Genomic DNA, 21,538 nt, shown 5'->3' with positions numbered 1-21,538 from the left:
GATGGGCAAAGGGGCGAGGATGTTAAAGGAAACGTTTGTCTTTCGCAATCTGTGCGCCAGCTCCCGGCATCAGGGAGGTGAGGGTATCGGATGGAAACGGTGAAAGGGCACAGAGGCCATGGCCGCAGGGGCGGCCATGGCAACGGGGATCAGGTCAGCCAGTGGTAGAGGGCGAACAGCAGGGGGGCGATGGCTGCGGTCAGCACGCCGCACACCACCATGGCCAGCGACGAGAAGGCGCCCTGGGTCACCCCCTGCTCGGCGGAGGCGGCGGTGCCGATGGCGTGGGCGCAGGCTCCCATGGCGAGTCCCTGGGCCTCGGGGTCGGTGACCCGCATCAGCTTGAGCAGGGGATAGCCCGCCAGGGCCCCCAGGATCCCCACCACCACCACCACGGCGGCGGCGATGGCGGGAATGCCGCCGAGGGACTGGCTGACGCTCATGGCGAGCGGCGTGGTGATGGACTTGGTGGCGATGGAGGCGAGCAGCGCCGGATCCGCCCCCATCAGGTGGCCGACCCCCAGGGTGGTACAGACCGAGATGAGCACCGCGGTGAGGGTACAGGCCAGGATGGGTGTGAGCTTGTCGCGGATCTGGCGCGCCTGCTGGTAAAGCGGCAGGGCCAGGGCCACCACGGCGGGTTCCAGCAGGGCGGTCAGGGGCGAGGCCCCCTGCTGGTACTGATCCAGAGGCAGATCGAGCCAGAGCAGCAGGCCGATGATGACGGCGGTGGGGATCAGCACCGGATTGATGACGGGCCAGGGCAGGCGGCGGTAGAGGGCCCGGGTCATGAAATAGAGGGCCAGGGTCAGGGGAATGGCCAACCAGAAGATCATGGCTGCATCCTTGTGATGACAGGGTAAGGTGAGGTGAGGGGCAGGGCGAACCAGAGGATCATGGCTTGTTCATCCTTTGATAGAGGTGGCCGACCGCGCCCAGGATGAGCACGATGCCGAGCACGACGCAGAGCATGATGAGACCGAAGGATTGGCGCAGGGGTTCGAGCCAGGCCACCAGGCCCACCGCCACCGGCACGAACAGCACCCCCATGTGGCGCAGCAGCAGGCCGCCCCCCAGCTCGACCCAGGAGAAGCGGACGATCTGCAAGGAGAGCAGCACGAACAGCAGCAGCATGCCGATGATGCTGCCGGGGAAGGCGAAGGGCAGGATGGCCGCCATGGCCTTGCCTGCCAGCAGACAGGCGATGATGACCAGAAAATCACGAAGGTAGCGCAGGGTGCGTTGCAGCAGCACGGGGGCCTCATCTTGGCAAGTGTGAGCGAGGTCGCAGTTTAACAGGCACGGGGGGGAGGGAACAGGGTCAACTGGCCCGCAGGGGATACAATGGCCCGGCTTCAACCCCATTCACAAGAAGGAGTTCCCATGTCGACCCCCTCTCTCCTGGCCCGGTTGCGCCAACTGCCCGCCGATCCCGCCCTCCCTGACACCCTGCTACAAACCCGCCAGTGGGAGGGGCCGCTTTGCCGGGTGAGGCTCGACAACACAGGGAAGCAGTCCGAGGCCGTCCACCACTGGCGGCTGTTTGAGGGGGATCTCGGACTTGCGCCCGACGCGGCCATCTACGGGGAGGGGTTCCAGATGCTGGCCCAGACCGGGGGACGCTGGAACGCCCCCGAGCACCTGGGCCGCTGCCCCGATGCGTCTGTCTATCGCATCACCGCCGACCATGGCTACCACACGGTGCACAACCTGCTGCTGGTGGCGCAGGAGGGGGGCTGGCTGCTGCTGGCCTTTGCGAGCTGCCAGCGCTTTGGCGGGGAGTTTCGCCTCCATCCCGACGGGCGCCTCGAGATCGTGATGAACACCGAAGGGCGCACCCTGGCGCCGGGTGCGCACTGGCAGAGCGAGGCGCTGATCTGCCTGGAGGGGTCGGACAGGGAGGCCCTGCTCGCGACGCTGGCACAGCATATCGCCGCCGAGCACGGCTCCCTGGTGGGGGAGGTGCCCACGCGCCCGAGCGGCTGGTGCTCCTGGTATCACTACTACGCGAACGTGAGCGCGGCGGACATTCGCGAGAACCTGGCGGTGCGGGCCGAGCGTTTCCCGGCCCTGCGCTACGTCCAGATAGATGACGGCTATCAGGCCAGGATGGGGGACTGGCTCACCCCTTCCGCCAAGTTCGAGGAGGGGGTGGCGGCCCTGGCAGGGGAGATCCGCGCCGCCGGTTGCGAGCCTGCGCTCTGGGTCGCCCCCTTTATCGCCGAGCCCGGCTCCCGAGTGTTCCAGGATCACCCTGACTGGTTCGTGAAAGGGGAGGATGGCCTGCCGCTCCCCTCGGAGCGGGTCACCTACGGGGGCTGGCGCTGCACCCCCTGGTACGTGCTGGATGGCACCCACCCCGAGGTGCAGACGCACTTGGAGCAGGTATTTCGCACCCTGCGTACCCAGTGGGGCATTCACTACTTCAAGCTCGATGCCAACTTCTGGGGGGCCATCCACGGTGGGCGCTTCCACGACCCCGCCGCCACCCGGGTGGAGGCCTATCGGCGCGGCATGGCCGCTATTCTGCGCGGCGCCGGGGAGGGGGCCTTCCTGCTCGGCTGCAATGCGCCGCTGTGGCCGAGCCTCGGCCTGGTGCACGGCATGCGGGTGAGCGATGACGTGGAGCGCCAGGGCCCCCGTTTTCGCCAGATAGCGCGAGAAGCCTTCTGCCGCGCCTGGCAGCACGAGCGGCTCTGGGTGCTGGACCCCGACTGCGTCTGCCTGCGGGATATCCCGGGCCAGCACGGGAGCCGCGCCGAGTACGACTTTCACCTGGCCGCCCTGGTGGCGAGCGGTGGCATGGTGCTGGCGGGGGACAGATTGCAGGATCTGGACGAGGCGCAAGGGGCGCGCCTTGGCAAGCTGCTCGCCCTGTGCGCCGCGCGCACCCCGGCGGCCCGCTTCGAGGGGATGGCATTCGAGCGCGGGCGGGTGGCGCTGCCCGGGGGCGGCGAGCTGCTCTGCCTGTTCAACTGGGGGGAGCACCCCTGCGAGTTCCCGTTGGCGCCGGGGGGCACGGACTTCTGGGACGAGACGCCCCTGGGGAGCACCCTGGTGCTGCAAGGGGGGCAGGGGGTGGTGATCCGCTACCCCTGATGGCGTTGCACTGCAAAAAGGCTCCCTCGGGAGCCTTTTTTACGTGGCGAAATGGTCTCTAGAAGTGCCACTCCATCCCGATGGCGTAATTGGCGGAGCCATAGCCCGGGATCTCGTTGCTGGAGGCGAGCGCCTTGACGGTGAGGCGGGTTGTCAGGGGGATGCCGAGCCCCATGCCGATGGCGATCTCGTCGCTCTGATCCCCCATCATGTCCACCCGCAGGGTGCGATAGAGGGAGAGATCCTGGCTCATCTGGGCATAGATCTGGGACGACTTGTTGTAGAGCTGGCCGAACACCTCCATCTGGAAGCCGTTTTGCGGCGTGATGGCCAGGGGAATGCCGGCGAAGCGGTAGAGATCCGAGTGGTTGAAATAGCTGTTGGTGATTTGCGGGGTGAAGTCGGTCTGCTGGTAGAGGGTGCTGAAATTGCGCTCGATGAGCCGGTAGGTCTGCTCCGGCAGGCGCAAGAGGTAGTCTGGCACCTCGAACCGGGCGCCAGCGAGGGCGGCCTGGGGCAGCAGGGCACAGGCGACGAGTGTCAAAGCAGGCAGAGCTGAACGCATAAAACGAGAGTTCCCCAACAGTCGAAAGCACGGCATCCATGCCGTCAGCGCATCTAAATATTCACACTATCAGGAGCTTGGGCTCCCTGCCCATTATGTCGCGAGCCGGGGAAACGCATCGGTTTTTAACTGTGAAACGGCTCACATCTCACAGATTTTCAAGGTAGTGATAGAGACTCTTTAGAATCGCAAAGTTCCGTTCGTTCCCCTGGTTCTGTTCCGCCAGGGCTTCCAGGCGCGGCACATAATCCGGCAGGCGGCGGCTGAAGTAGTCGCTGCAGTGCAGGCGCCAGCGCTTCTGCTCCGCTTCGCTCAAGGTGTGGGGCCAGTTGCGGGCGCGGTAACGGAACAGCATCTCGGGCAGACGGGGATCCGTGAAGGCAAACTCCCGCTCCCCCAACAGATCCGCCGGGGTGGCGCGCACCAGATCCATGGTGGACTTGTCGCCGTGGCCGAAGAAGCCGGCGTAGAGCTGGGTGCCGGGGTCGCCGTCGTTGCTGCCGGCAAACTCCTGGTTGAACACCTCCACCAGTTTTTCCCGCACCTCGGGGTGGGCCCGCAGCAGATCCAGGCTCTTGCGGCACTGAGCCCGATTGATGCCCAGTTCGTCCGCCCGCTCCGGGGTCAGGGTGGCGGCCGGGGCCAGTACCGGGCACTTGTTGATGTGCACCAGTTTGACCGGAATGCCGGCCAGATCCCCCAGCTCCTCTTTTTTGGTGTAGAGGCGCTCGCGGATCTCCTCGCAGGAGAGCTCGATAAGCGGAGTCGGGTCACGGGTCAGATCCACCATGATCACCGCGTTTTGGTTGGTGGGGTGCCAGGCGAGCGGCGACACCCAGCTCGCACACCCCTGCCAGGGGGAGAACATGCCGGAGACGTGCACCAGGGGTTTCATGGTCACCACGTCGATGAGGGCCTTCACCTTGTTCTTGTTGCGAAGATCAAAGAGGTACTCGAAGAGCTTGGGCTGGGCTTTTTTCACCAGCCTGGCCATCTCGATGGTGGCCAGCACATCCGAGAGCGCATCGTGGGCGTTGGCGTGGGCCACGCCGTTGGCCACCGTCAGCTTCTCCAGCCTGAAGCTCGGCTTGCCCTCTTCATCGACGGCCCACTCTATCCCCTGCGGGCGCAGGGCGTAGCAGGCCCGCAGCATGTCGAGGATGTCCCAGCGGGAGTTGCCGTTCTGCCAGGCGTAGGCATAGGGGTCATAGAAGTTGCGATAGAGGGTGTAGCGGGTCACCTCGTCATCGAAGCGGATGCTGTTGTAGCCGAGCACGCAGGTGCCCGGGGTGGCGAACTCTGCGTGGATCTGGCGGATGAAGTCCGCCTCGCACAGGCCGTCCTTCATCGCCTTTTGCGGCGTGATGCCGGTGATGAGGCAGGCTTCCGGCTCCGGCAGGTAATCCGCCGGCGGCTTGCAGTAAATCACCAGCGGCTCGCCGATGACGTTGAAATCCCCGTCGGTACGAATGCCGGCAAACTGCGCGGGTCTGTCCCTGGCCGGGCTGATGCCGAAGGTCTCGTAGTCGTGGAAGTAGAACGTGGGCCCGCTGGCCGGGTGCGCTGATGTGCTCATGTTGCTCGAAAGGAGTATCCGATGACGGCGGCGCCTGGCGCCTGGGTGGGGGTGCCATGCACCGCAATTGCCTGCATGGTAAACCATCGCGCTGGCAGAGCGAAGTCCGGGGCGTTCGCCTGGCGCTTTAATGGGCAGTGGGCGTTGTCCGTGAGCCTGGTCATCCCATCGGTCCGGCTCAGGGCTGGGGAAAGTGAGGGGTCAGGGTATTGAGGTCCAGCAGGGTGAAGTAGCCGCCCTCCTCGGGATACCAGCCGCCGGTGTCGATGTAGTGGACGTTGCCAAGGCGCACCGGCACCCTCACCGGAGTGTGGCCCACCACCAGGGCGGCGAGATCCGCGACCCCGTCCTCGTCCAGCCGTTCGATACGGCGCCTTGACCAGAGGCAGACGTTCTTGATGGCCCGAAGTCGTCCGCCGCTCACTCCGGCATCGAGTTGGTCCAGCAGCCCCTGCCAGGAGGAGAAGGGGCAATCGGCGTGAAGCAGCCCGACGGGTCCCTGGCTGGTCTGCACCTCGATGGCCAGGGGCAGGCTGCGGTAGTGGACGGCGAACGCCGCCTGCTCGGCAGGGGTCAGCTGCTGAAACCAGCCGCCGCCGTTTCGGATCCAGTTCTCCCGATCGCAGCTCTCGTAACGGCAGACGTAGTCGTCGTGATTGCCGCAGACCGGGTGAAACCAGGGCCTGGCCAACCAGTGGATCACCTCGCTGCACTCGGGCCCGCGATCCGCCAGATCCCCGACGCTGAAGAGACGGTCCCGGGCGGGATCAAAATCCAGGGTGTCGAGGGCCTGCTGCAACAGGGCGAAGTGGCCGTGGATGTCGCCGACGGCCAGATCGCGCCCCTGGGCGTTTTGGGGGAAGCGTCTTATCAGGGGGGAGGGGGTCATGGCGTCTCCTGCCTCTATCCCGGACGGGGATGTTTTGTCTGCCTGTACATAAGGTTACAGAAGAAAAGTGGCGAGCGGGCAGGGCCTGGTAAATCATGGGATTGCCCCCGTGAACGTGCGGCGTCACGCGCCGCCTCTGGGGGAGTCACTCCGGGAGGGCGCCTTGTCCGCCCGCTTTCGGAGCCTCTCTTTCTCCACGCTTTTTGACAGGAATCTTGAATGCGGCGTCAGCTGTTGATCTGGATAGGCCCCCTGTGCAGCCTGCTGCTGCTGGGGGCGGCCTTGACCGTCCTCTATCATTTGACCCACCTGTGGCACTGGCACGACATCCGCCAGGCCATCTGGTCACAACCCTTGCCGCAGTTGGGGGGCGCCCTGCTGCTCACCCTGCTCAGCTATGGCTGCCTCTGCTGCTACGATCTGCTGGCCCTGAAGGTGCTGGACAAACGCCTGCCCTGGCAGCAGGTGGGGATGACCTCCTTCATCGCCTACACCTTCTCCAACACCCTGGGCTTTGCACTGCTTACCGGCTCCTCGGTACGCTACCGGCTCTACTCCTCCCTGGGGCTTGGCACCGGGGAGGTGGCCAGGGTGATCCTCTTTTGCTCCATCACCTTCTTCCTCGGTCTGCTGGGCTGGGGGGGCAGTGCCCTGCTGCTGGGGCAGGGGGCGGCCCTGCTGGTGGACTGGCCCCGCTGGGCGACCGGGTTGTTGCAACTGGCGGGGGGCCTGGCCCTGCTGACGGTGCTGGCATATCTGGTGTGGCCGGGGGCTGCCCTGGTCTGGCGCGGACACCCGCTGTTCCTGCCGCGCATCAGATACCGCCTGCTGCAACTGCTCATCGCCCTGCTTGACTGGATGGCCGCCGCCGCCGTGCTCTATGTGCTGCTGCCATCGGGCAGCGTGCCCTATCCGGTGCTGCTCAGTGCCTTCGTGCTCTCCAGTCTGCTCGGGGTGCTGGCCCATGTGCCGGGGGGCATCGGGGTCTTCGAGGCGAGCATGAGCCTGCTGCTCACCCACTATCTGCCGGTGGACAAGCTGCTCGCCTCCCTGCTTATCTACCGCTGCGTCTACTACTTCCTGCCCTTCCTCTGTGCCCTGCTGCTGTTCGCAGGTCAGGAGCTGCTGCAACAGCGGGCCCGCCTGCACCGGCTGCAGGGGGTGATGATGGCGACCCGGGAGTTTGTGCCCGCCCTGGTGAGCATGGGTACCTTCGCGGCGGGCACCCTGCTGCTCTGCTCCGGGATGATCCCCACCATGAAGGGGCGCATCGAAGCCTTCCTGCAGGTGTTGCCCCTGCACCTGCTGGAGCTCTCCCATGTGCTCGGCAGCGTCAGCGGCGTGTTGCTGCTGTTGCTGGCCCACAGCCTCTACCGCCGTCATGACGGGGCATTCAGGATCACCCAGTGGCTGCTGGGGCTTGGCATGCTGTTCTCCCTGTTCAAGGGGTTTGACTGGGAGTCCGCCCTGCTGCTCGGGGGCTTCTTGCTCATCATCACCCCCTGCCGCCCTCTCTTTTATCGCAAGGGTTCCCTGCTTCACGCCCGGTTCACCCCTTCCTGGCTGATGTCGGTGGGGGCCGTGCTGCTGGGGGCCTTGTGGTTGCTGCTCTTCTCCTACCGCCATGTGGAGTACGACCCCTCCCTCTGGCTGCACGTCTCGGCCCACGGGCCCGGGGCCGCCTCCCGCGCCCTGCGCGCCATGGGGAGTGTCATCGGCGTGCTGGCGGTGGTCGGGGTGGCCCATTTGCTGGCCCCCTTGCGCCTGCCCGTCGGCAAGCCGGATGCCGAGGTGCTCTCCCGTGCCCATGGGCTGGTGATGCGGGCAGGGGGAGGCCACGGCTACCTGGCCCAGCTCGGGGACAAGTCCCTGCTGTTCCACCCCAGCGGCGAGGCGTTCCTCATGTACGGGGCCGAGGGCAGCAGCTGGATAGTGATGGGGGATCCCGTCGGCCAGCCCTCCCTCGTGGAGGAGCTGCTCTGGCAGTTTCGCGAGCGCTGTGACGAGCACGACGTCAGCCCGGTCTTCTACCAGGTGTCGGCCCGATATCTGCCTGTCTATCTGGATCTCGGGCTCATCCCCTTCAAGCTGGGGGAGGAGGCCATCGTGGATCTGCCGAGCTTCGATCTCGCCGGCAGTCGCCTGCGCAACCTGCGCCAGAGTCACGCCAAAGGCAAGCGGGAAGGGCTGCGCTTCGAGGTGGTGGCCCCCGGTGAGATTGCCCCCCTGCTGTCCGAGTTGAAGGGGATCTCCGACAGCTGGCTGCACAGCAAGCAGGGCAGGGAGAAGGGCTTCTCCGTGGGCAGTTTCGATCCCGCCTACCTCACCCTCAACCCGATGGCGCTGGTGCGGCGGGAGGGGCAGATCGTCGGGTTTGCCAACCTCTGGACCAGCGACAACAAGGAGAGCCTCTCCATCGATCTGATGCGCTACAGCCTGGACACGGGGGCGGCGCCTGTCATGGATTTCCTGTTTGTCGAGCTCCTGCTGTGGGGCAAGCAGGAGGGTTATGCCAGCTTCAACCTGGGGATGGCCCCCATGTCGGGCTTCAACGACAACCCCCTCGGCGGTTACTGGGCCCGCCTTGGCAACACCCTGTTCACCCGGGGCAGCCGTTTCTACAACTTCCAGGGACTGCGGCGTTACAAGGAGAAGTTCGGCCCAAGGTGGGAGCCCCGCTACCTGCTCTGTACCGGTCATCTGGTGCTGCCCCGCACCCTGACCCATCTCGTCTCCCTCATCAGTCGCGGCCCCTTCGGGCTCATGAAGAAATAGGAGTTGGCCCATGAGAGCCATGTTGTTGCTGTTGATTTGCTGTTTCGTCTCTTCGTTCACCTTGCCGGCGGTGGCCGCCCAACCGGAGCGGGTCGGCGCGGATCTGGGGCTGGTGGAGTTGCCCGTGGCGCAAGCCTCGTCCGCCCCCATGGTGGTCTTCATGAGCGGGGATGGCGGCTGGGCGGCGCTGGACAAGGGGCTCAGCGCCCAGTTGCAGGCCCACGGCATGCCGGTGGTGGGCTGGAGCTCGCTCTCCTATTACTGGAAGAAGAAGACGCCGGAGCAGGCGACGGCGGATCTGGTGCGCATCCTCACCGAGTACCAGTCCCGTTGGGGGCGCCAGCGCTGGTTGCTGGTGGGTTTCTCCTTTGGTGCCGAGATAGTGCCCTTCGTCATCAATCGTCTGCCGCAGGCCTATCGCGACAGCCTGGCGGGGGCCGTGATGCTCTCCCCCTCGACGGCGTCGGATTTCGAGATCCACGTCAGCGACATGGTGGTGCACGACAAGGGGGGCCGCTATCCCACCCTGCCGGAGGTGACACGGATCCAGACTCTGCCGCTGCTCTGCGTGCAGGGCGCGGAGGATGACTCCCCGGTCAAACTCTGTCCGCGCTTGCAGCAGCCGAACGTGACGACGGTGACCCTGCCGGGCTCCCACCACTTCGACGACAACTACCAGACCCTGTACCAGCAGATTGCCGGGCACCTGGGCCTGGCCCAATAACGGCGAGAGGCCGGGAAAACGACACAGGGCGGCCAATGGCCGCCCTGTTGCCGTGGCCCCTTGCAACTGTCCAGGGGGCCGGCATGCCGGGATCAGAGCAGATCTTCGAGCTGGTACTTCTTGAGCAGGGTGTTGAAGGTGCCGTCTGCTTTGACGCTCTCGATGGCGGCATCGAAGCGGGCCTTGAGCTTGTCATCGTGCTTGCGCAGGGCCACCGCCACCCCTTCTCCCAGGATCTTGTCCTGGGTGCCGTTGAACTGGGGACCGACGAAGGCGAACTGCTTGCCCATCTCCTTGTCGAGGAAGCCCACCTTCAACTGCACCATGTTGCCGAAGGTGTAGTCGGCGCGGCCGGACTGCAGATCCAGCATGGGGGACTGGGCATTGACGTAGCGCTTGATCTTGGCCACCTCGCCATAGCGGGCGGTGACGAAGTTGTCCTGGGGAGTGCCCTCCTGCACCGCGATCACCTTGCCCTTGAAATGGGCCGGATCGTCTGCAAAGTCGGCGGCCTTGTCGCTGCGCCCCACGAAGCGGTTCTGCATCATGTAGTAGACCTGGCTGAAGTCCACTTTCTGGCGTCGCTCGTCCGTGATGTTCATGGAGGACATGATGGCGTCGTACTTGCGCACCTGCAGGCCGGGCAGCAGGGCATCCCAGGGCTGGTTGATCACCTCGCACTCGGTCTTCATGGCAGCGCACAGGGCATAGGCCAGATCGACCTCGAAGCCGCCGAGCTGGCCGTTGCTGTCGACCATCTCGAAGGGGGGGTAGGTGGCATCGGTGGCGATCACCAGGGGTTTGGCGGCGGCCTGGCCGGCGGTGGCCAGGGCCATCAGCATCATCAGTGTGTTGAGTTTCATGGTCAGTCCCTTGAAGTGTGGTGTCATTCCTAGCGTGCTAAAGGGTGCCGGCCTCAGGGGCCGACGGCTATCTTGCGATGGGTGAGGGCCGGCAGCTGGCTGCGCACTTTGCGCTGTGCCGCCAGATCCAGGGTGGCGATGGCCAGGCCCTGACCTTCCTCTACCTGGGCCAGTATCCGGCCCCAGGGGTCGATGATCATGCTGTGGCCGAAGGTGCGCCGCCCACCGGGGTGGTGCCCCCCCTGGGCCGAGGCAAACACGAAGGCCAGGTTCTCTACCGCCCGGGCCCGCAGCAGCAGCTCCCAGTGCGCGAGCCCGGTGGTGTGGGTGAAGGCCGCGGGCAGGGCGATGAAATCGGGGGCGGGCCCCAGGCGAAACAGCTCCGGGAAGCGCAGGTCGTAGCAGACGCCGAAGCGCAGCACGCCCCAGGGCAGGGGATGGCTCACCACCTCCCGGCCCGGGGTCATGGTCGCGGCCTCGTCATACTGCTCCTGCCCGGTGCAAAAGCCAAACAGGTGCAGCTTGTCGTAGCGGCTTGCGAGCTGCCCTTGGGGGTCGATGAGCAGGCTGCTGTTGTGCATCTTGCCGGGCTCGTGGCTGGCAAGCGGCAATGTGCCGGCCAGGATCCAGACGCCGAGCTCCCGGGCCAGCCCCTGTACCCAGGCCAGCAGGGGGTGATCGCCAACGGGGGCGGCCAGGGCCACCCGCGCCCGCTCATCAACCGGCATCAGGTAGAAGTATTCGGGCAGCAGGGCCAGCTCTGCCCCCTCGGCCGCGGCCTGACGCAGCAGCGCCTCTGCCTGGGCCAGGTTGTGGTCAAGGTTATCCCCGGAGACCATCTGGAGGACGGCAACGCGCAGTGAATCCATGGTGCCCCCTAGACGGCGCACAGGCGCTCGGCGCCCGTCAGCAGGGTGTCGTCATCCTTGGAGAAGGAGAGACGGATGACTCTTTGATCCGTGCCGTCGTGATAGAAGGCGGAGACCGGAATGGTGGCGACCCCGTGATCGCGGATGAGCCGCTGCACGAACAGGCTGTCCGGCTCGTCGCTTACCCGCTCGTAGCTCGCCAGCATGAAGAAGCTGCCCGCCGAGGGGAGCAGGGTCAGGCGCGAACCAGCCAGGGCCGAGGCGAGCAAGTCGCGCTTGCGCTGGTAGAAGGCTGCCAGCCCCTGATAGTGGGCCGGTTGCTGCAACAGGTGGGCGAAGCCGTACTGCATGGGGGTGTCGGCGGCGAACATGGCGAACTGGTGCACCTTGCGGATCTCCTCCATCAGGGGGCGGGGCGCCACGCAGTAGCCCACCCGCCAGCCGGTGACGTGGAAGGTCTTGCCGAAGGAGAAGACGGCGACGGAGCGCTCCACCAGCTCCGGATAGCGGATGACGCTCTGGTGCAGGGCGCCGTCGAACACCACGTGCTCGTACACCTCGTCCGAGAGGATCAGGATGTCGGTGCCGCGCACCAGTCGGGCGAGGCGCTCCTGATCCCCTGCCTGCCAGACGGTGCCGGTGGGGTTGTGGGGGGTGTTGAGCACTATCATGCGGGTGCGGGGGGTGACGCGGGCGGCCACCTCGTCCCAGGGAATGGCGAAATCCGGCGCCTTGAGGGCGATCACCACAGGGGTGGCTCCCTGCAACTGGATCATGGGGCGGTAGCTGTCGAAGGCCGGCTCGAACATGATCACCTCGTCGCCGGGGTGAACCAGGGCGGTGATGGCGCAGAACAGGGCTTCGCTGGCGCTGGCGGTGATGGTGATCTCGTCGCCCGCGTCATAGTGATGGCCGTAGCTGGCTGCAATCTTGGCCGCCAGTTGTTCGCGCAGGGCAGGCAGCCCCGTCATGGGGGCGTACTGGTTTTCACCGGCCAGCATGGCCTCGTGGGTCACCCGGATGAGTTCGGGATCGCAGGGGAAGCTCGGCGCCCCCTGGGAGAGGTTGATGCTGGGATGGCGGGCGGCCAGATCCCCGATCACGGTGAAGATGGTGGTGCCCACCTGGGGCAGTTTGCTGGAAACCTGGGGGATGGACATGGGGCCGTCACCTGCGTGTGTGAAAGAGGTCCCTTTTTAGCCCCCCCAAGGCTTGCCGGACAACGGATTATTCGGCATGGTATGCATGAGTTTTTCTCAAGCATGGAGGCTTGTCATGTTGTCCACCCAACCCCGCAGCCAGCTGCCCCTCTACGGCTTGCAGGTCTTCGAGTGTTCTGCCCGCCACCTGAGTTTCACCCTGGCCGCCGACGAGCTGTGCGTGAGCCAGGGGGCGGTGAGCAAGCAGATCGCCCAGCTGGAGGCGCGCCTGGGCCACCTGCTGTTCGTGCGCGGCACCCGTTGTCTCACCTTGACCCCCGCCGCCGAGCGGCTGCTGCCTTTCGTTCGTGAAGGGCTGGCCCGCATGGGGGAGGGGCTCAGCGCCTTGCAGACCCTGCCCCACGAACAGGCGATCAGCATCAAGGTGCCCTCCTGCGCCAGCCGCTGGCTGCTGCGGCGGTTGCAGGCGTTCGAGGGGGAGGCGGTGGAGGTGTGTGGCAGCCACAGCCATGGCATCGACTTCTCCCGGGAGCCCTTCGATCTCGCCATCGTCTACCAGCCCTGCCTGGGGCGCTATCCCCACAGCCAGCCCCTGTTTCGGGAACGGCTGACCCCGGTCTGCGCCCCGGCGTTTGCTGCCAAGCATCGTCTGTTCGAGCGCGACCTGAACGAGCTGCCCCTGCTGCCCCTCATCCATGCCAGCGCCGATAGGCGGGACTGGCGCAACTGGTTTGCCGCCTTCCTCGACATCCCCTGGCAGCCCCAGGGGGGGCAGCTGTTCGATACCCTGGACTTGGCGATGAATGCCGCCTTGCAGGGGTTTGGCCTCTCTCTCGGGGATCCCACCATAGTGGCCGAGGAGCTGGAGAGCGGCGCCCTGGTCGCTCCCTTTGCCCCCGTGCTGGAGACGGATCACGAATACGCCCTGCTCGCCCGGCCCGACAGCCAGCGCCACGGGGTGCAGCGGGTCTGTCACTGGCTGCTGGAGGGGGAGGGTCATCCCTGAGGGGACGCGAAATGAAACAGCCCCGCGGGCGGGGCTGTTGTCATGGTGATGGCCGCTGGCCGATTAAAGGGTCACTGGCAGATCTTGTAGTAGACCTCGTTCCAGCGCAGTTGCTCCTTGAGCGCGGGGATGCGGGTGTGCTCGTCGATGACCACAAACTCGATACCCATGATGTCGGCGAAGGTGCGCAGCTGCTCGATGTCCACCGCCTGGGTGAACACCGAGTGGTGGGCGGCGCCCGCCAGGATCCAGGCCTCGGCGCTGGTCTGCAGGTCCGGCAGGGGTTTCCACAGGGCGCTGGCCACCGGGAGTTTCGGCATGGCCTCTGGCAGGTCCACCACTTCCAGCTGATTGACCACCAGGCGGAAGCGGTTGCCGAGATCGATGAGGCTGGCGTTGACCGCCTTGCCCGCCGGGGCCGCGAACAGCAGGCGGGCCGGATCGGCCTTCTTGCCTATGCCTAAGTGCTGGGCGTCCAGCACGGGTTTGCCTGCGGCGATGGAGGGGCAGACCTCCAGCATGTGGGCCCCCAGCACCAGGTTGTTGCCCGCTTCCAGATGGTAGGTGTAGTCCTCCATGAAGGAGGCGCCCCCCGCAAGGCCATATCCCATCACTTTCAGGGTGCGCAAGAGGGCCGCGGTCTTCCAGTCCCCTTCTGCCCCAAAACCGAAGCCTTGCTCCATCAGGCGCTGGCAGGCGAGGCCCGGCAGCTGGTGCAGACCATAGAGATCTTCAAAGGTGGTGGTGAAAGCGCCAAAACCACCGTCGGTGAGGAACTTCTTCATCCCCAGCTCCTGGCGCGCCGCCTCATACAGGGAGGCACGAAGCCCCCCACCCGCCTGCACCGCCTCGGTCAGGGTGTAGGTCGCCTCATACTCGGCCAGCAGCGCCTCGATGTCGCTCTCGGGCACGGCATCGATCACCTTGACCAGATCGCCGACCGGGTGGTAGTTCACCTGATAGCCGAACTGGATCTGGGCCTCAATCTTGTCGCCCTCGGTGACCGCCACGTTGCGCATGTTGTCGCCAAAACGGGCGATTTTGAGGTGGCGGCTGTCGTGGATGGCGGCGGCGATGCGCATCCAGTTGCCAATCTTCTGTCTTGCCTCTTCATCCTGCCAGTGACCCACCACCACGGTGCGGGGCAGCCGCAGGCGGGCCCCCATGAAGCCGAACTCGCGTCCGCCGTGGGCGGTCTGGTTCAGGTTCATGAAGTCCATGTCGATCTCGCTCCAGGGGAGATCCCGGTTGAACTGGGTGTGGAACTGCAACAGGGGCTTTTGCAACTGGCTCAGCGCCGGGATCCACATCTTGGCGGGGGAGAAGGTGTGCATCCATACCATGAGCCCGGCGCAGCGCTGGTCGTGGTTGGCATCCCGGGCCACCGCGCTGATTTCATCCAGGGTGGTACCGGTGGGTTTGAGCACTATCTTGAGGGGCAGGTTCGCCCCCTCGTTGAGCTGGCTGGCGATGGTGTGGGCGTGATCGGCCACCTGCTTCAATGTGGTTGCGCCATACAGGTGCTGGCTGCCGACCAGGAACCACACTTCCAGCTGTTTCATCAATTCCATGAGTTTGTCCTCTTTTAGGCTTTTGTCTGGCCGTAATAGGCGTGTTTGCCATGCTTGCGCTGGTAGTGCTTCTCCAGCAGGTAATCGGGCAGGGGGCGGGCCCCCGGGTTGATCTGGCCGGTGAGCCAGGCCATGCGGGCCACCTCTTCCAGCACCACGGCGTTGTGTACCGCATCCTCGGCGCTCTTGCCCCAGCTGAAGGGGCCGTGGTTGGCCACCAGCACCCCCGGCATGGTGAGGATGGGGGTCTGCTTGAGGGTTTCGACGATGAGATGACCGGTCAGCCCCTCGTAGTCCTCCTCCACTTCGCCCGGGGTGAGCAGGCGGGAGCAGGGGATCTCGCCGTGAAAGTAGTCGGCCTGTGTGGTGCCGAAAATGGGGATGGCGCGCCCCGCCTGGGCCCAGGCGGTGGCGTGGGTGGAGTGGGTGTGCACCACGCCGCCAAGCTCCGGATAGGCGCGATAGAGCACCAGGTGGGTGGCGGTGTCGGAGGAGGGGCGCAAGGCGCCCTCCACCTGCTTGCCCGCCAGATCCAGCACCACCATGTCCTCGGCCCGCATCCGCTCGTAGCTGACGCCGCTCGGTTTGATGACCACCAGACCTTGTTCCCGGTCTATGCCGCTCACGTTGCCCCAGGTGAAGGTCACCAGGCCATGGCGCGGCAGATCCAGGTTGGCGGCGAGCACCTGCTCCTTGAGGGTCTTGAGGTTCATGCCGGCACCCCCCGATTGTAGAGCGGTTCGGCGGCGCTGCCCCAGGCGAGGTAGCGCTGGTAGAGGCGTTCATACTCGGCGACTCGCTCGGGGTGTGGCTGGTGGGTGCGCTCCACGGCGCTCGCCATGTGGTGCTGGGCCTTGGCCACATCGGGATGGATCCCGGCCGCCACGGCGGCAAAGATGGCCGCCCCCAGGGCGCAGCACTGATCCGAGGCCACCACCTGGATAGGCCTGTTCATCACGTCGGCGCAGGTCTGCATCACGGTGGCGGACTTGCGGGCGATGCCGCCAAGGGCGATCACCTGCTCCACCGGCACCTGCTGACTGGTCATGCACTCCATGATGCTGCGAGCACCGAAGGCGGTGGAGGCCACCAGGGCGCCGAAGAGATCGGGGGCATCGGTGCCGAGGTTGATCCCCGTGAGGGTGCCCTGCAGGCGCTGGTTGGCATAGGGGGTGCGCCGGCCGTTGAACCAGTCGAGCACCACCGGCAGGTGCGCCAGGTCGCGCTGCTGATCCCAGGCGGCGGCGAGGCTGGGTAACAGGGCCTGCTTGTGGCGCTCGATGGCGGTGCGAAGCTCCGGATACTGGGCGGCGAGGCTGTCAAGGGGCCAGCCTAGCTGGCGCTGATACCAGGCATAGATGTCACCGAACGCGGACTGTCCCGCCTCCAGCCCCACCATGCCCGGCACCACGCTGCCATCCACCTGGCCGCAGATCCCGGCAATGGCCCGATCACCTATGGTGGCCTCATCTGCGATCAGGATGTCGCAGGTGGAGGTGCCTATCACCTTCACCAGCGCATTGTTGCCGGCCCCGGCTCCCACCGCCCCCATGTGGCAGTCAAAGGCGCCGCCGGCGATCACCACCTCGCAGGAGAGGTGCAGCCGCTCCGCCCACTCCGGGGTCAGAGTGCCGACCGGGAGATCGGCGGTCCAGCTGCCGGTAAAGAGGGGGAAGTCGAGATCCTCCGTCAGCAGGGGATCCAGGGCATTGAGGAAGTCGGCGGGCGGCAGGCCGCCCCAGCTCGGGTGCCAGAGGGACTTGTGGCCGGCGGCACAGCGCCCGCGCTTGAGGGTGGCCGGGGCCTGGGTGCCGCTCAGGACGGCGGGGACCCAGTCACACAGCTCGACCCAGTTGCAGGCGGCGGCGCGCACGGCGGCATCGGCGCGGGAGACGTGCAGGATCTTGGCCCAGAACCACTCGGAGGAGTAAATGCCGCCGATGTAGCGGCTGTAGTCGGGGAACTGGCCGCCGTGGCACAGGGCGGTGATGGCCTCCGCCTCCTCAATGGCTGTGTGATCCTTCCACAGCACGAACATGGCGTTGGGGTTGTCGGCAAACTCCGGACGCAGGGCCAGCACGCGCCCCTCTCTGTCGATGGGGGCGGGGGTGGAGCCGGTGCTGTCCACCCCGATGCCGCGCACGGCGGTGCGCTGACTCGGCGTGAGCTGGCTCACCACCGCCACCACCGCCTGCTCCATGGACTCCAGATAGTCGAGGGGGTGGTGGCGGAACTGGTTGTTGACCGGTTGGCAGTAGTGGCCTGCCTGCCAGCGCGGGTAATAGACGACATGGGTCGCCAGCTCGGCGCCGTCCTGGCAGCGCACGGCGAGTGCCCTGACCGAGTCGCTGCCGAAATCGAGTCCGATGACGATGTGTTCAGACATAAGTGCTCCTGACCATCAATGAGGGGTGACTGGGGGGAACCATAGGAGATGGGCAGGAGGGGCGGTTAGCCATTGGCTGCTGGAAATATGGATTTTAACGCTGTCAGTGCGACAGGGTGACGGCTCTCTAAAATTCAATATGTGACGAAATTGCTAATTATATAGACGAAATGGCTGCAATCTCATGGCGTGATCCTGCTCTCCATTTTTAATTGTGAAAACGATTACAACTTGGTTCGCTCAACCAGCAACAACAATAACGTCCTGTTTAAGCATGTTTTTATATGGCTGCGACTTGATTGACTCAACGAGTAGCACTGCGTGGATACATGGATTGATAGAACCGTTGGAGACATTCGCATGAACAAAATCGTTAAAGGCATGATCGCAATGGGGTTCGCCCTTGGTATGGCAAATTCTGCTTTCTCGGCCGAAGCGCTGAAGCTGGGCTACCTGGTCAAGCAGCCCGAGGAGCCCTGGTTCCAGACCGAGTGGAACTTCGCCGACAAGGCGGGCAAGGATCTGGGCTTCGAGGTGATCAAGATAGCCGTCCCCGACGGGGAGAAGACCCTCAATGCCATCGACAGTCTGGCGGCGAATGGCGCCAAGGGTTTCGTCATCTGTACCCCGGATCCCAAACTCGGTGCCGCCATCATGGCTAAGGCCAACAGCATGGATCTGAAGGTCATCACGGTGGATGACCAGTTCGTCAACGCCAAGGGCCAGCCCATGGAGCAGGTGCCGCTGGTGATGATGGCCGCCACCAAGATTGGCGAGCGTCAGGGGCAGGAGCTCTACAAGGAGATGCAAAAGCGCCAGTGGGACGTAAAGGCGACCGGGGTGCTCGCCATCACCGCCGACGAGCTCGACACCGCCCGTCGCCGGGTCGAGGGCTCCCTGGGCGCGCTCAAGGCCGCCGGTTTCCCCGAGGGCCAGATCTTCCGCGCGCCCACCAAGAGCAACGACATCCCGGGGGCGCTGGATGCCGCCAACTCCATGCTGGTGCAACACCCCGAGGTCAAGAACTGGCTCATCGTCGGCATGAATGACAACACCGTGCTCGGCGGCGTGCGCGCCACCGAAGGGCAGGGCTTCAAGGCGGAGAACGTCATCGGCATCGGTATCAACGGGGTGGATGCGGTGAACGAGCTCTCCAAGTCCAGCGCCACCGGCTTCCTCGGCTCCCTGCTGCCCAGCCCGGACGTACACGGCTACAAGAGCATCCAGATGCTCCATGACTGGGTCGTCAACGGCGCCGAGCCTGCCAAGTTCACCGAGGTGACCGACGTGGTGCTCATCACCCGCGACAACTTCAAGGCCGAGCTGCAAAAGAAAGGGCTGTGATCCCCATCCCTTGATACCCATGCCGGCATGGCGGAGTGCGCCGTGCCGGCTGGCTGGAGTCATCTCATGAATCAAGTTCCATATCTGGAGTTTTGCGGCATCAGCAAGGAGTTTCCCGGCGTCAAGGCGCTGCAGAACGTCTCCTTCGCCTGCCAGCAGGGCACGGTACACGCGCTGATGGGAGAGAACGGGGCCGGCAAGTCCACCCTGCTCAAGATCCTGAGCGGTTTTCAGGCGCCCACCCGCGGGGTGGTGAAGCTGGCGGGTCAGGAGAAAGTGTTCCAAAACACGGTCGATGCCCTTGAGAGCGGGATTGCCATCATCTATCAGGAGCTGCACCTGGTCCCTGAAATGAGCGTGGCGGAGAACATCTACCTGGGGCAGTTGCCGACCCGGCGCGGCGTCATCGATCGGGAGAAGCTCTATCAGGATGCAGCCAGGCAGCTGGCACGCCTCGGGATGGATGTCTCCCCCGAGACGCCGCTCAAGTACCTGTCCCTGGGTCAGTGGCAGATGGTGGAGATCGCCAAGGCCCTGACCCGGGACGCCAGCGTCATCGCCTTCGACGAGCCGACCAGCAGCCTCTCGTCCCGCGAGATTGAGCAGCTGTTTCGGGTCATCCGCCAGTTGCGGGACGAGGGCAAGGTCATTCTCTACGTCTCCCACCGCATGGACGAGATCTTCGCCCTGTGCGATGCCATCACGGTGTTCAAGGATGGCCAGTTCGTGCGCACCTTCGCTTCCATGGCCGAGGTGGACCGGGATCTGCTGGTCAAGACCATGGTGGGGCGCGAACTGACCGACATCTATGGTTACAGCCCAAGGCCGCTTGGCGAGGCGGGCCTCAAGGTGGAGCACCTGATGGGACCCGGCCTCAAGGCGCCGGTGTCGCTCGAGGTAAAGAGAGGGGAGATCCTCGGCATCTTCGGGCTGGTGGGGGCCGGGCGCAGCGAGCTGATGAAGCTTATCTTCGGCGCCGAGACACCTCGGGGGGGCGAGATATCGGTGTTTGGCAAACAGGTGGTCATTCAGAGCCCCATCGATGCCATTCGCAGCGGCATCATGCTCTGCACCGAAGACAGGAAGGCGCTCGGCATCATCCCCATCCATTCGGTGCAGGAGAACATCAACATCAGCGCCCGCCGCCACCACGCGTGGGGAGGCTTCTGGATCAACCAGAAGTGGGAGGACGAGAACGCGAGGCTGCGGATCCGCGACATGCGGGTCAAGACCCCGTCTCCCCAGCAGGCCATCATGAACCTCTCCGGCGGCAACCAGCAGAAGGCCATTCTGGGACGCTGGCTGTCGGAAGACATGAAAGTGATCCTGCTCGACGAGCCGACCCGAGGCATCGACGTCGGGGCAAAGAACGAGATTTACAACGTGATTTACGATCTGGCCAAGGTGGGCATTGCCGTGGTGGTGGTCTCGAGCGAGCTGCCGGAGGTGCTGGGCATCGCGGATCGGATCCTGGTCATGCGGGAGGGGGAGATCGCCGGCGAGCTTTCCCACGACGAGGCCAACGAGGTCAAGGCGCTCAATCTGGCCATGCCGGCCCGTTGATCTGCTGACCGCAACGAGATAGCACCCGGAATTTTCAGGAGAAATACCATGACAACAACGACCTCGGTCGGCCAAGCCGCCAACGACACCGCGGCGAGCGGTACCTGCCTGCAACTGACCCGCATCTGGGATCAGTACGGCATGCTGGTGATCTTCGCCATCCTGTTCCTGCTCGCCTGCGTGCTGGTCCCCAACTTCGCCAGCCTGATCAACATGCGGGGGCTCGGGCTTGCCGTCTCCATGTCGGGCATGGTGGCCTGCGGCATGCTGTTCTGCCTCGCCTCCGGCGAGTTCGACATGTCGGTGGGCTCCGTGGTGGCCTGCTCCGGGGTTGCCTGCGCGGTGGGCATCAACGCCACCGAGAGTATCCCCCTCGGCATTCTGGCCGGTCTCTCGGTGGGCCTTGTCTTTGGCCTCATCAACGGCATCGTCGTGGCCAAATTCAAGATCAACGCCCTCATCACCACCCTTGCCACCATGCAGATGGCGCGCGGGGTGGGCTACATCATCTCCGACGGCAAGGCGGTGGGCATCGTGGAGGAGGGCTTCTTCGAGCTTGGCAACTCCGCCCTGCTTGGCATCCCGACGCCCATCTGGCTGACGGCTGTCTGCTTCGTATTGTTCGGTCTGCTGCTCAACAAGACCACCTTCGGGCGCAATACCCTGGCCATGGGGGGCAACGAGGAGGCGGCGCGTCTGGCCGGGGTCAACGTGGTGCGCACCAAGATCATCATCTTCACCATGACCGGGCTCATCGCCTCGCTCGCCGGCATCATCCTCGCATCCCGCATGACCTCGGGCCAGCCCATGACCTCCATCGGCTTCGAGCTGGTGGTGATCTCCGCCTGCGTGCTGGGTGGGGTCTCCATGAAGGGGGGGATCGGCAAGATATCCTATATCATCGCCGGGGTGCTGATCCTGGGGCTGATGGAGAACGCCATGAACCTGCTCAACATCTCCCCGTTTGCCCAGTACGTGGTGCGTGGCCTCATCCTGCTCGCCGCCGTGCTGTTCGACCGCTACAAGCAGGTGCGCAAAGCCCGTATCTGAGCGATGTCTTTCCTCGTCACCGGGCCGGCCTCGCGCCGGCCCGGTGTTTTCCCCGGCAAGCTGTGAGCCAGTTCAACAATTTCACAACGAACAGCTTG

General features: G+C 65.0%; 18 protein-coding genes. 7 read left to right on the top strand and 11 right to left on the bottom strand.

The window, feature by feature from the left end:
* Nucleotides 1-149 precede the first annotated feature (149 nt).
* Both PG883_RS01395 and PG883_RS01390 read right to left on the bottom strand, forming a co-directional pair.
* Nucleotides 150-836, bottom strand: a complete 687-nt coding sequence (locus tag PG883_RS01395; RefSeq protein ID WP_151027702.1) for an LrgB family protein — start codon at nucleotides 834-836, stop codon at nucleotides 150-152.
* A 58-nt stretch (nucleotides 837-894) separates the two neighbouring features.
* On the bottom strand, nucleotides 895-1,254 hold the full coding sequence (locus PG883_RS01390) for a CidA/LrgA family protein (protein WP_201888916.1): 360 nt from the start codon (nucleotides 1,252-1,254) through the stop codon (nucleotides 895-897).
* 129 nt (nucleotides 1,255-1,383) lie between these two features.
* On the opposite strand from PG883_RS01390, the gene PG883_RS01385 reads away from it, so the two are divergent.
* Entirely contained in the window at nucleotides 1,384-3,099 is a 1,716-nt protein-coding gene (locus PG883_RS01385) for a glycoside hydrolase family 36 protein (RefSeq protein ID WP_270806874.1), read from the top strand.
* Nucleotides 3,100-3,157: 58 nt separating this feature from the next.
* Here the strand turns inward: PG883_RS01385 and PG883_RS01380 are convergent, their stop codons facing one another.
* From PG883_RS01380 to PG883_RS01370, 3 genes are all read right to left on the bottom strand, one after another.
* Complete coding sequence (locus PG883_RS01380) at nucleotides 3,158-3,664, bottom strand: hypothetical protein (RefSeq protein WP_039038881.1); 507 nt, start codon at nucleotides 3,662-3,664, stop codon at nucleotides 3,158-3,160.
* Between the two features lie 148 nt (nucleotides 3,665-3,812).
* A complete protein-coding gene (gene sbcB / locus PG883_RS01375) occupies nucleotides 3,813-5,240 on the bottom strand; it encodes an exodeoxyribonuclease I (protein ID WP_270806873.1) in 1,428 nt (475 codons plus the stop codon).
* A gap of 178 nt (nucleotides 5,241-5,418) precedes the next feature.
* A complete protein-coding gene (locus tag PG883_RS01370; RefSeq protein WP_042881595.1) occupies nucleotides 5,419-6,129 on the bottom strand; it encodes a metallophosphoesterase in 711 nt (236 codons plus the stop codon).
* Between the two features lie 219 nt (nucleotides 6,130-6,348).
* Here PG883_RS01370 and mprF point away from each other — a divergent pair, with 219 nt between their 5' ends.
* Nucleotides 6,349-8,904, top strand: coding sequence for a bifunctional lysylphosphatidylglycerol flippase/synthetase MprF (mprF, locus tag PG883_RS01365; protein WP_270806872.1), 2,556 nt, complete (start codon nucleotides 6,349-6,351; stop codon nucleotides 8,902-8,904).
* Nucleotides 8,905-8,914: 10 nt separating this feature from the next.
* Nucleotides 8,915-9,628, top strand: a complete 714-nt coding sequence (locus PG883_RS01360) for an AcvB/VirJ family lysyl-phosphatidylglycerol hydrolase (RefSeq protein WP_270806871.1) — start codon at nucleotides 8,915-8,917, stop codon at nucleotides 9,626-9,628.
* A 92-nt stretch (nucleotides 9,629-9,720) separates the two neighbouring features.
* On the opposite strand, the gene PG883_RS01355 is transcribed toward PG883_RS01360, so the two are convergent.
* The 3 genes from PG883_RS01355 to PG883_RS01345 are packed head-to-tail and all read right to left on the bottom strand — an operon-like array spanning nucleotide 9,721 to nucleotide 12,520.
* Nucleotides 9,721-10,491, bottom strand: coding sequence for an ABC transporter substrate-binding protein (locus tag PG883_RS01355; RefSeq protein ID WP_041211345.1), 771 nt, complete (start codon nucleotides 10,489-10,491; stop codon nucleotides 9,721-9,723).
* 53 nt (nucleotides 10,492-10,544) lie between these two features.
* The gene (locus PG883_RS01350) at nucleotides 10,545-11,360 is read right to left on the bottom strand and encodes a carbon-nitrogen hydrolase family protein (RefSeq protein WP_270806870.1); all 816 of its coding nucleotides are present in this window, start codon (nucleotides 11,358-11,360) and stop codon (nucleotides 10,545-10,547) included.
* 8 nt (nucleotides 11,361-11,368) lie between these two features.
* A complete protein-coding gene (locus PG883_RS01345) occupies nucleotides 11,369-12,520 on the bottom strand; it encodes a methionine aminotransferase (RefSeq protein ID WP_270806869.1) in 1,152 nt (383 codons plus the stop codon).
* Nucleotides 12,521-12,635: 115 nt separating this feature from the next.
* Here PG883_RS01345 and PG883_RS01340 point away from each other — a divergent pair, with 115 nt between their 5' ends.
* Nucleotides 12,636-13,526: a LysR family transcriptional regulator gene (locus tag PG883_RS01340; protein WP_270806868.1), complete on the top strand. Its 891-nt coding sequence runs from the start codon at nucleotides 12,636-12,638 to the stop codon at nucleotides 13,524-13,526.
* Nucleotides 13,527-13,597: 71 nt separating this feature from the next.
* On the opposite strand, the gene araA is transcribed toward PG883_RS01340, so the two are convergent.
* Genes araA through PG883_RS01325 form a run of 3 tightly spaced genes read right to left on the bottom strand, consistent with a single transcriptional unit; the run spans nucleotide 13,598 to nucleotide 17,483 of the window.
* A complete protein-coding gene (gene araA / locus PG883_RS01335; RefSeq protein WP_167826327.1) occupies nucleotides 13,598-15,097 on the bottom strand; it encodes an L-arabinose isomerase in 1,500 nt (499 codons plus the stop codon).
* Nucleotides 15,098-15,111: 14 nt separating this feature from the next.
* Nucleotides 15,112-15,810: an L-ribulose-5-phosphate 4-epimerase gene (locus PG883_RS01330; RefSeq protein ID WP_128273519.1), complete on the bottom strand. Its 699-nt coding sequence runs from the start codon at nucleotides 15,808-15,810 to the stop codon at nucleotides 15,112-15,114.
* Nucleotides 15,807-17,483 carry a ribulokinase gene (locus PG883_RS01325; protein ID WP_167826328.1) on the bottom strand — a complete coding sequence of 559 codons (1,677 nt, stop codon included), beginning with the start codon at nucleotides 17,481-17,483 and terminating at the stop codon, nucleotides 15,807-15,809. Before PG883_RS01325 ends, PG883_RS01330 begins: the two co-directional genes overlap by 4 nt.
* Before the next feature lie 360 nt (nucleotides 17,484-17,843).
* On the opposite strand from PG883_RS01325, the gene PG883_RS01320 reads away from it, so the two are divergent.
* From PG883_RS01320 to araH, 3 genes are all read left to right on the top strand, one after another.
* Nucleotides 17,844-18,827, top strand: a complete 984-nt coding sequence (locus tag PG883_RS01320; RefSeq protein WP_039040094.1) for an arabinose ABC transporter substrate-binding protein — start codon at nucleotides 17,844-17,846, stop codon at nucleotides 18,825-18,827.
* A gap of 66 nt (nucleotides 18,828-18,893) precedes the next feature.
* Nucleotides 18,894-20,390, top strand: a complete 1,497-nt coding sequence (gene araG / locus PG883_RS01315; protein WP_010674476.1) for an L-arabinose ABC transporter ATP-binding protein AraG — start codon at nucleotides 18,894-18,896, stop codon at nucleotides 20,388-20,390.
* A 48-nt stretch (nucleotides 20,391-20,438) separates the two neighbouring features.
* On the top strand, nucleotides 20,439-21,440 hold the full coding sequence (gene araH, locus PG883_RS01310) for an L-arabinose ABC transporter permease AraH (RefSeq protein WP_202040805.1): 1,002 nt from the start codon (nucleotides 20,439-20,441) through the stop codon (nucleotides 21,438-21,440).
* Nucleotides 21,441-21,538 lie beyond the last annotated feature (98 nt).

Source organism: Aeromonas sp. QDB25 (assembly GCF_027707725.1).
Classification (GTDB): Bacteria; Pseudomonadota; Gammaproteobacteria; order Enterobacterales; family Aeromonadaceae; genus Aeromonas; species Aeromonas caviae.
Note: the sequence above shows the minus strand (reverse complement) of the source record. Positions and strands in the feature narration are given on the sequence as shown.

What these genes read in the sequence shown, in the direction of transcription:
- PG883_RS01320 (WP_039040094.1), top strand. Translation starts at nt 17,844, where the DNA reads ATGAACAAAATCGTTAAAGGCATGATCGCAATGGGGTTCGCCCTTGGT.
- araG (WP_010674476.1), top strand. Translation starts at nt 18,894, where the DNA reads ATGAATCAAGTTCCATATCTGGAGTTTTGCGGCATCAGCAAGGAGTTT.
- araA (WP_167826327.1), bottom strand. Translation starts at nt 15,097, where the DNA reads ATGGAATTGATGAAACAGCTGGAAGTGTGGTTCCTGGTCGGCAGCCAG.
- PG883_RS01355 (WP_041211345.1), bottom strand. Translation starts at nt 10,491, where the DNA reads ATGAAACTCAACACACTGATGATGCTGATGGCCCTGGCCACCGCCGGC.
- araH (WP_202040805.1), top strand. Translation starts at nt 20,439, where the DNA reads ATGACAACAACGACCTCGGTCGGCCAAGCCGCCAACGACACCGCGGCG.
- PG883_RS01350 (WP_270806870.1), bottom strand. Translation starts at nt 11,360, where the DNA reads ATGGATTCACTGCGCGTTGCCGTCCTCCAGATGGTCTCCGGGGATAAC.
- sbcB (WP_270806873.1), bottom strand. Translation starts at nt 5,240, where the DNA reads ATGAGCACATCAGCGCACCCGGCCAGCGGGCCCACGTTCTACTTCCAC.
- PG883_RS01340 (WP_270806868.1), top strand. Translation starts at nt 12,636, where the DNA reads ATGTTGTCCACCCAACCCCGCAGCCAGCTGCCCCTCTACGGCTTGCAG.
- mprF (WP_270806872.1), top strand. Translation starts at nt 6,349, where the DNA reads ATGCGGCGTCAGCTGTTGATCTGGATAGGCCCCCTGTGCAGCCTGCTG.
- PG883_RS01325 (WP_167826328.1), bottom strand. Translation starts at nt 17,483, where the DNA reads ATGTCTGAACACATCGTCATCGGACTCGATTTCGGCAGCGACTCGGTC.
- PG883_RS01395 (WP_151027702.1), bottom strand. Translation starts at nt 836, where the DNA reads ATGATCTTCTGGTTGGCCATTCCCCTGACCCTGGCCCTCTATTTCATG.
- PG883_RS01330 (WP_128273519.1), bottom strand. Translation starts at nt 15,810, where the DNA reads ATGAACCTCAAGACCCTCAAGGAGCAGGTGCTCGCCGCCAACCTGGAT.
- PG883_RS01385 (WP_270806874.1), top strand. Translation starts at nt 1,384, where the DNA reads ATGTCGACCCCCTCTCTCCTGGCCCGGTTGCGCCAACTGCCCGCCGAT.
- PG883_RS01380 (WP_039038881.1), bottom strand. Translation starts at nt 3,664, where the DNA reads ATGCGTTCAGCTCTGCCTGCTTTGACACTCGTCGCCTGTGCCCTGCTG.
- PG883_RS01370 (WP_042881595.1), bottom strand. Translation starts at nt 6,129, where the DNA reads ATGACCCCCTCCCCCCTGATAAGACGCTTCCCCCAAAACGCCCAGGGG.
- PG883_RS01345 (WP_270806869.1), bottom strand. Translation starts at nt 12,520, where the DNA reads ATGTCCATCCCCCAGGTTTCCAGCAAACTGCCCCAGGTGGGCACCACC.
- PG883_RS01360 (WP_270806871.1), top strand. Translation starts at nt 8,915, where the DNA reads ATGAGAGCCATGTTGTTGCTGTTGATTTGCTGTTTCGTCTCTTCGTTC.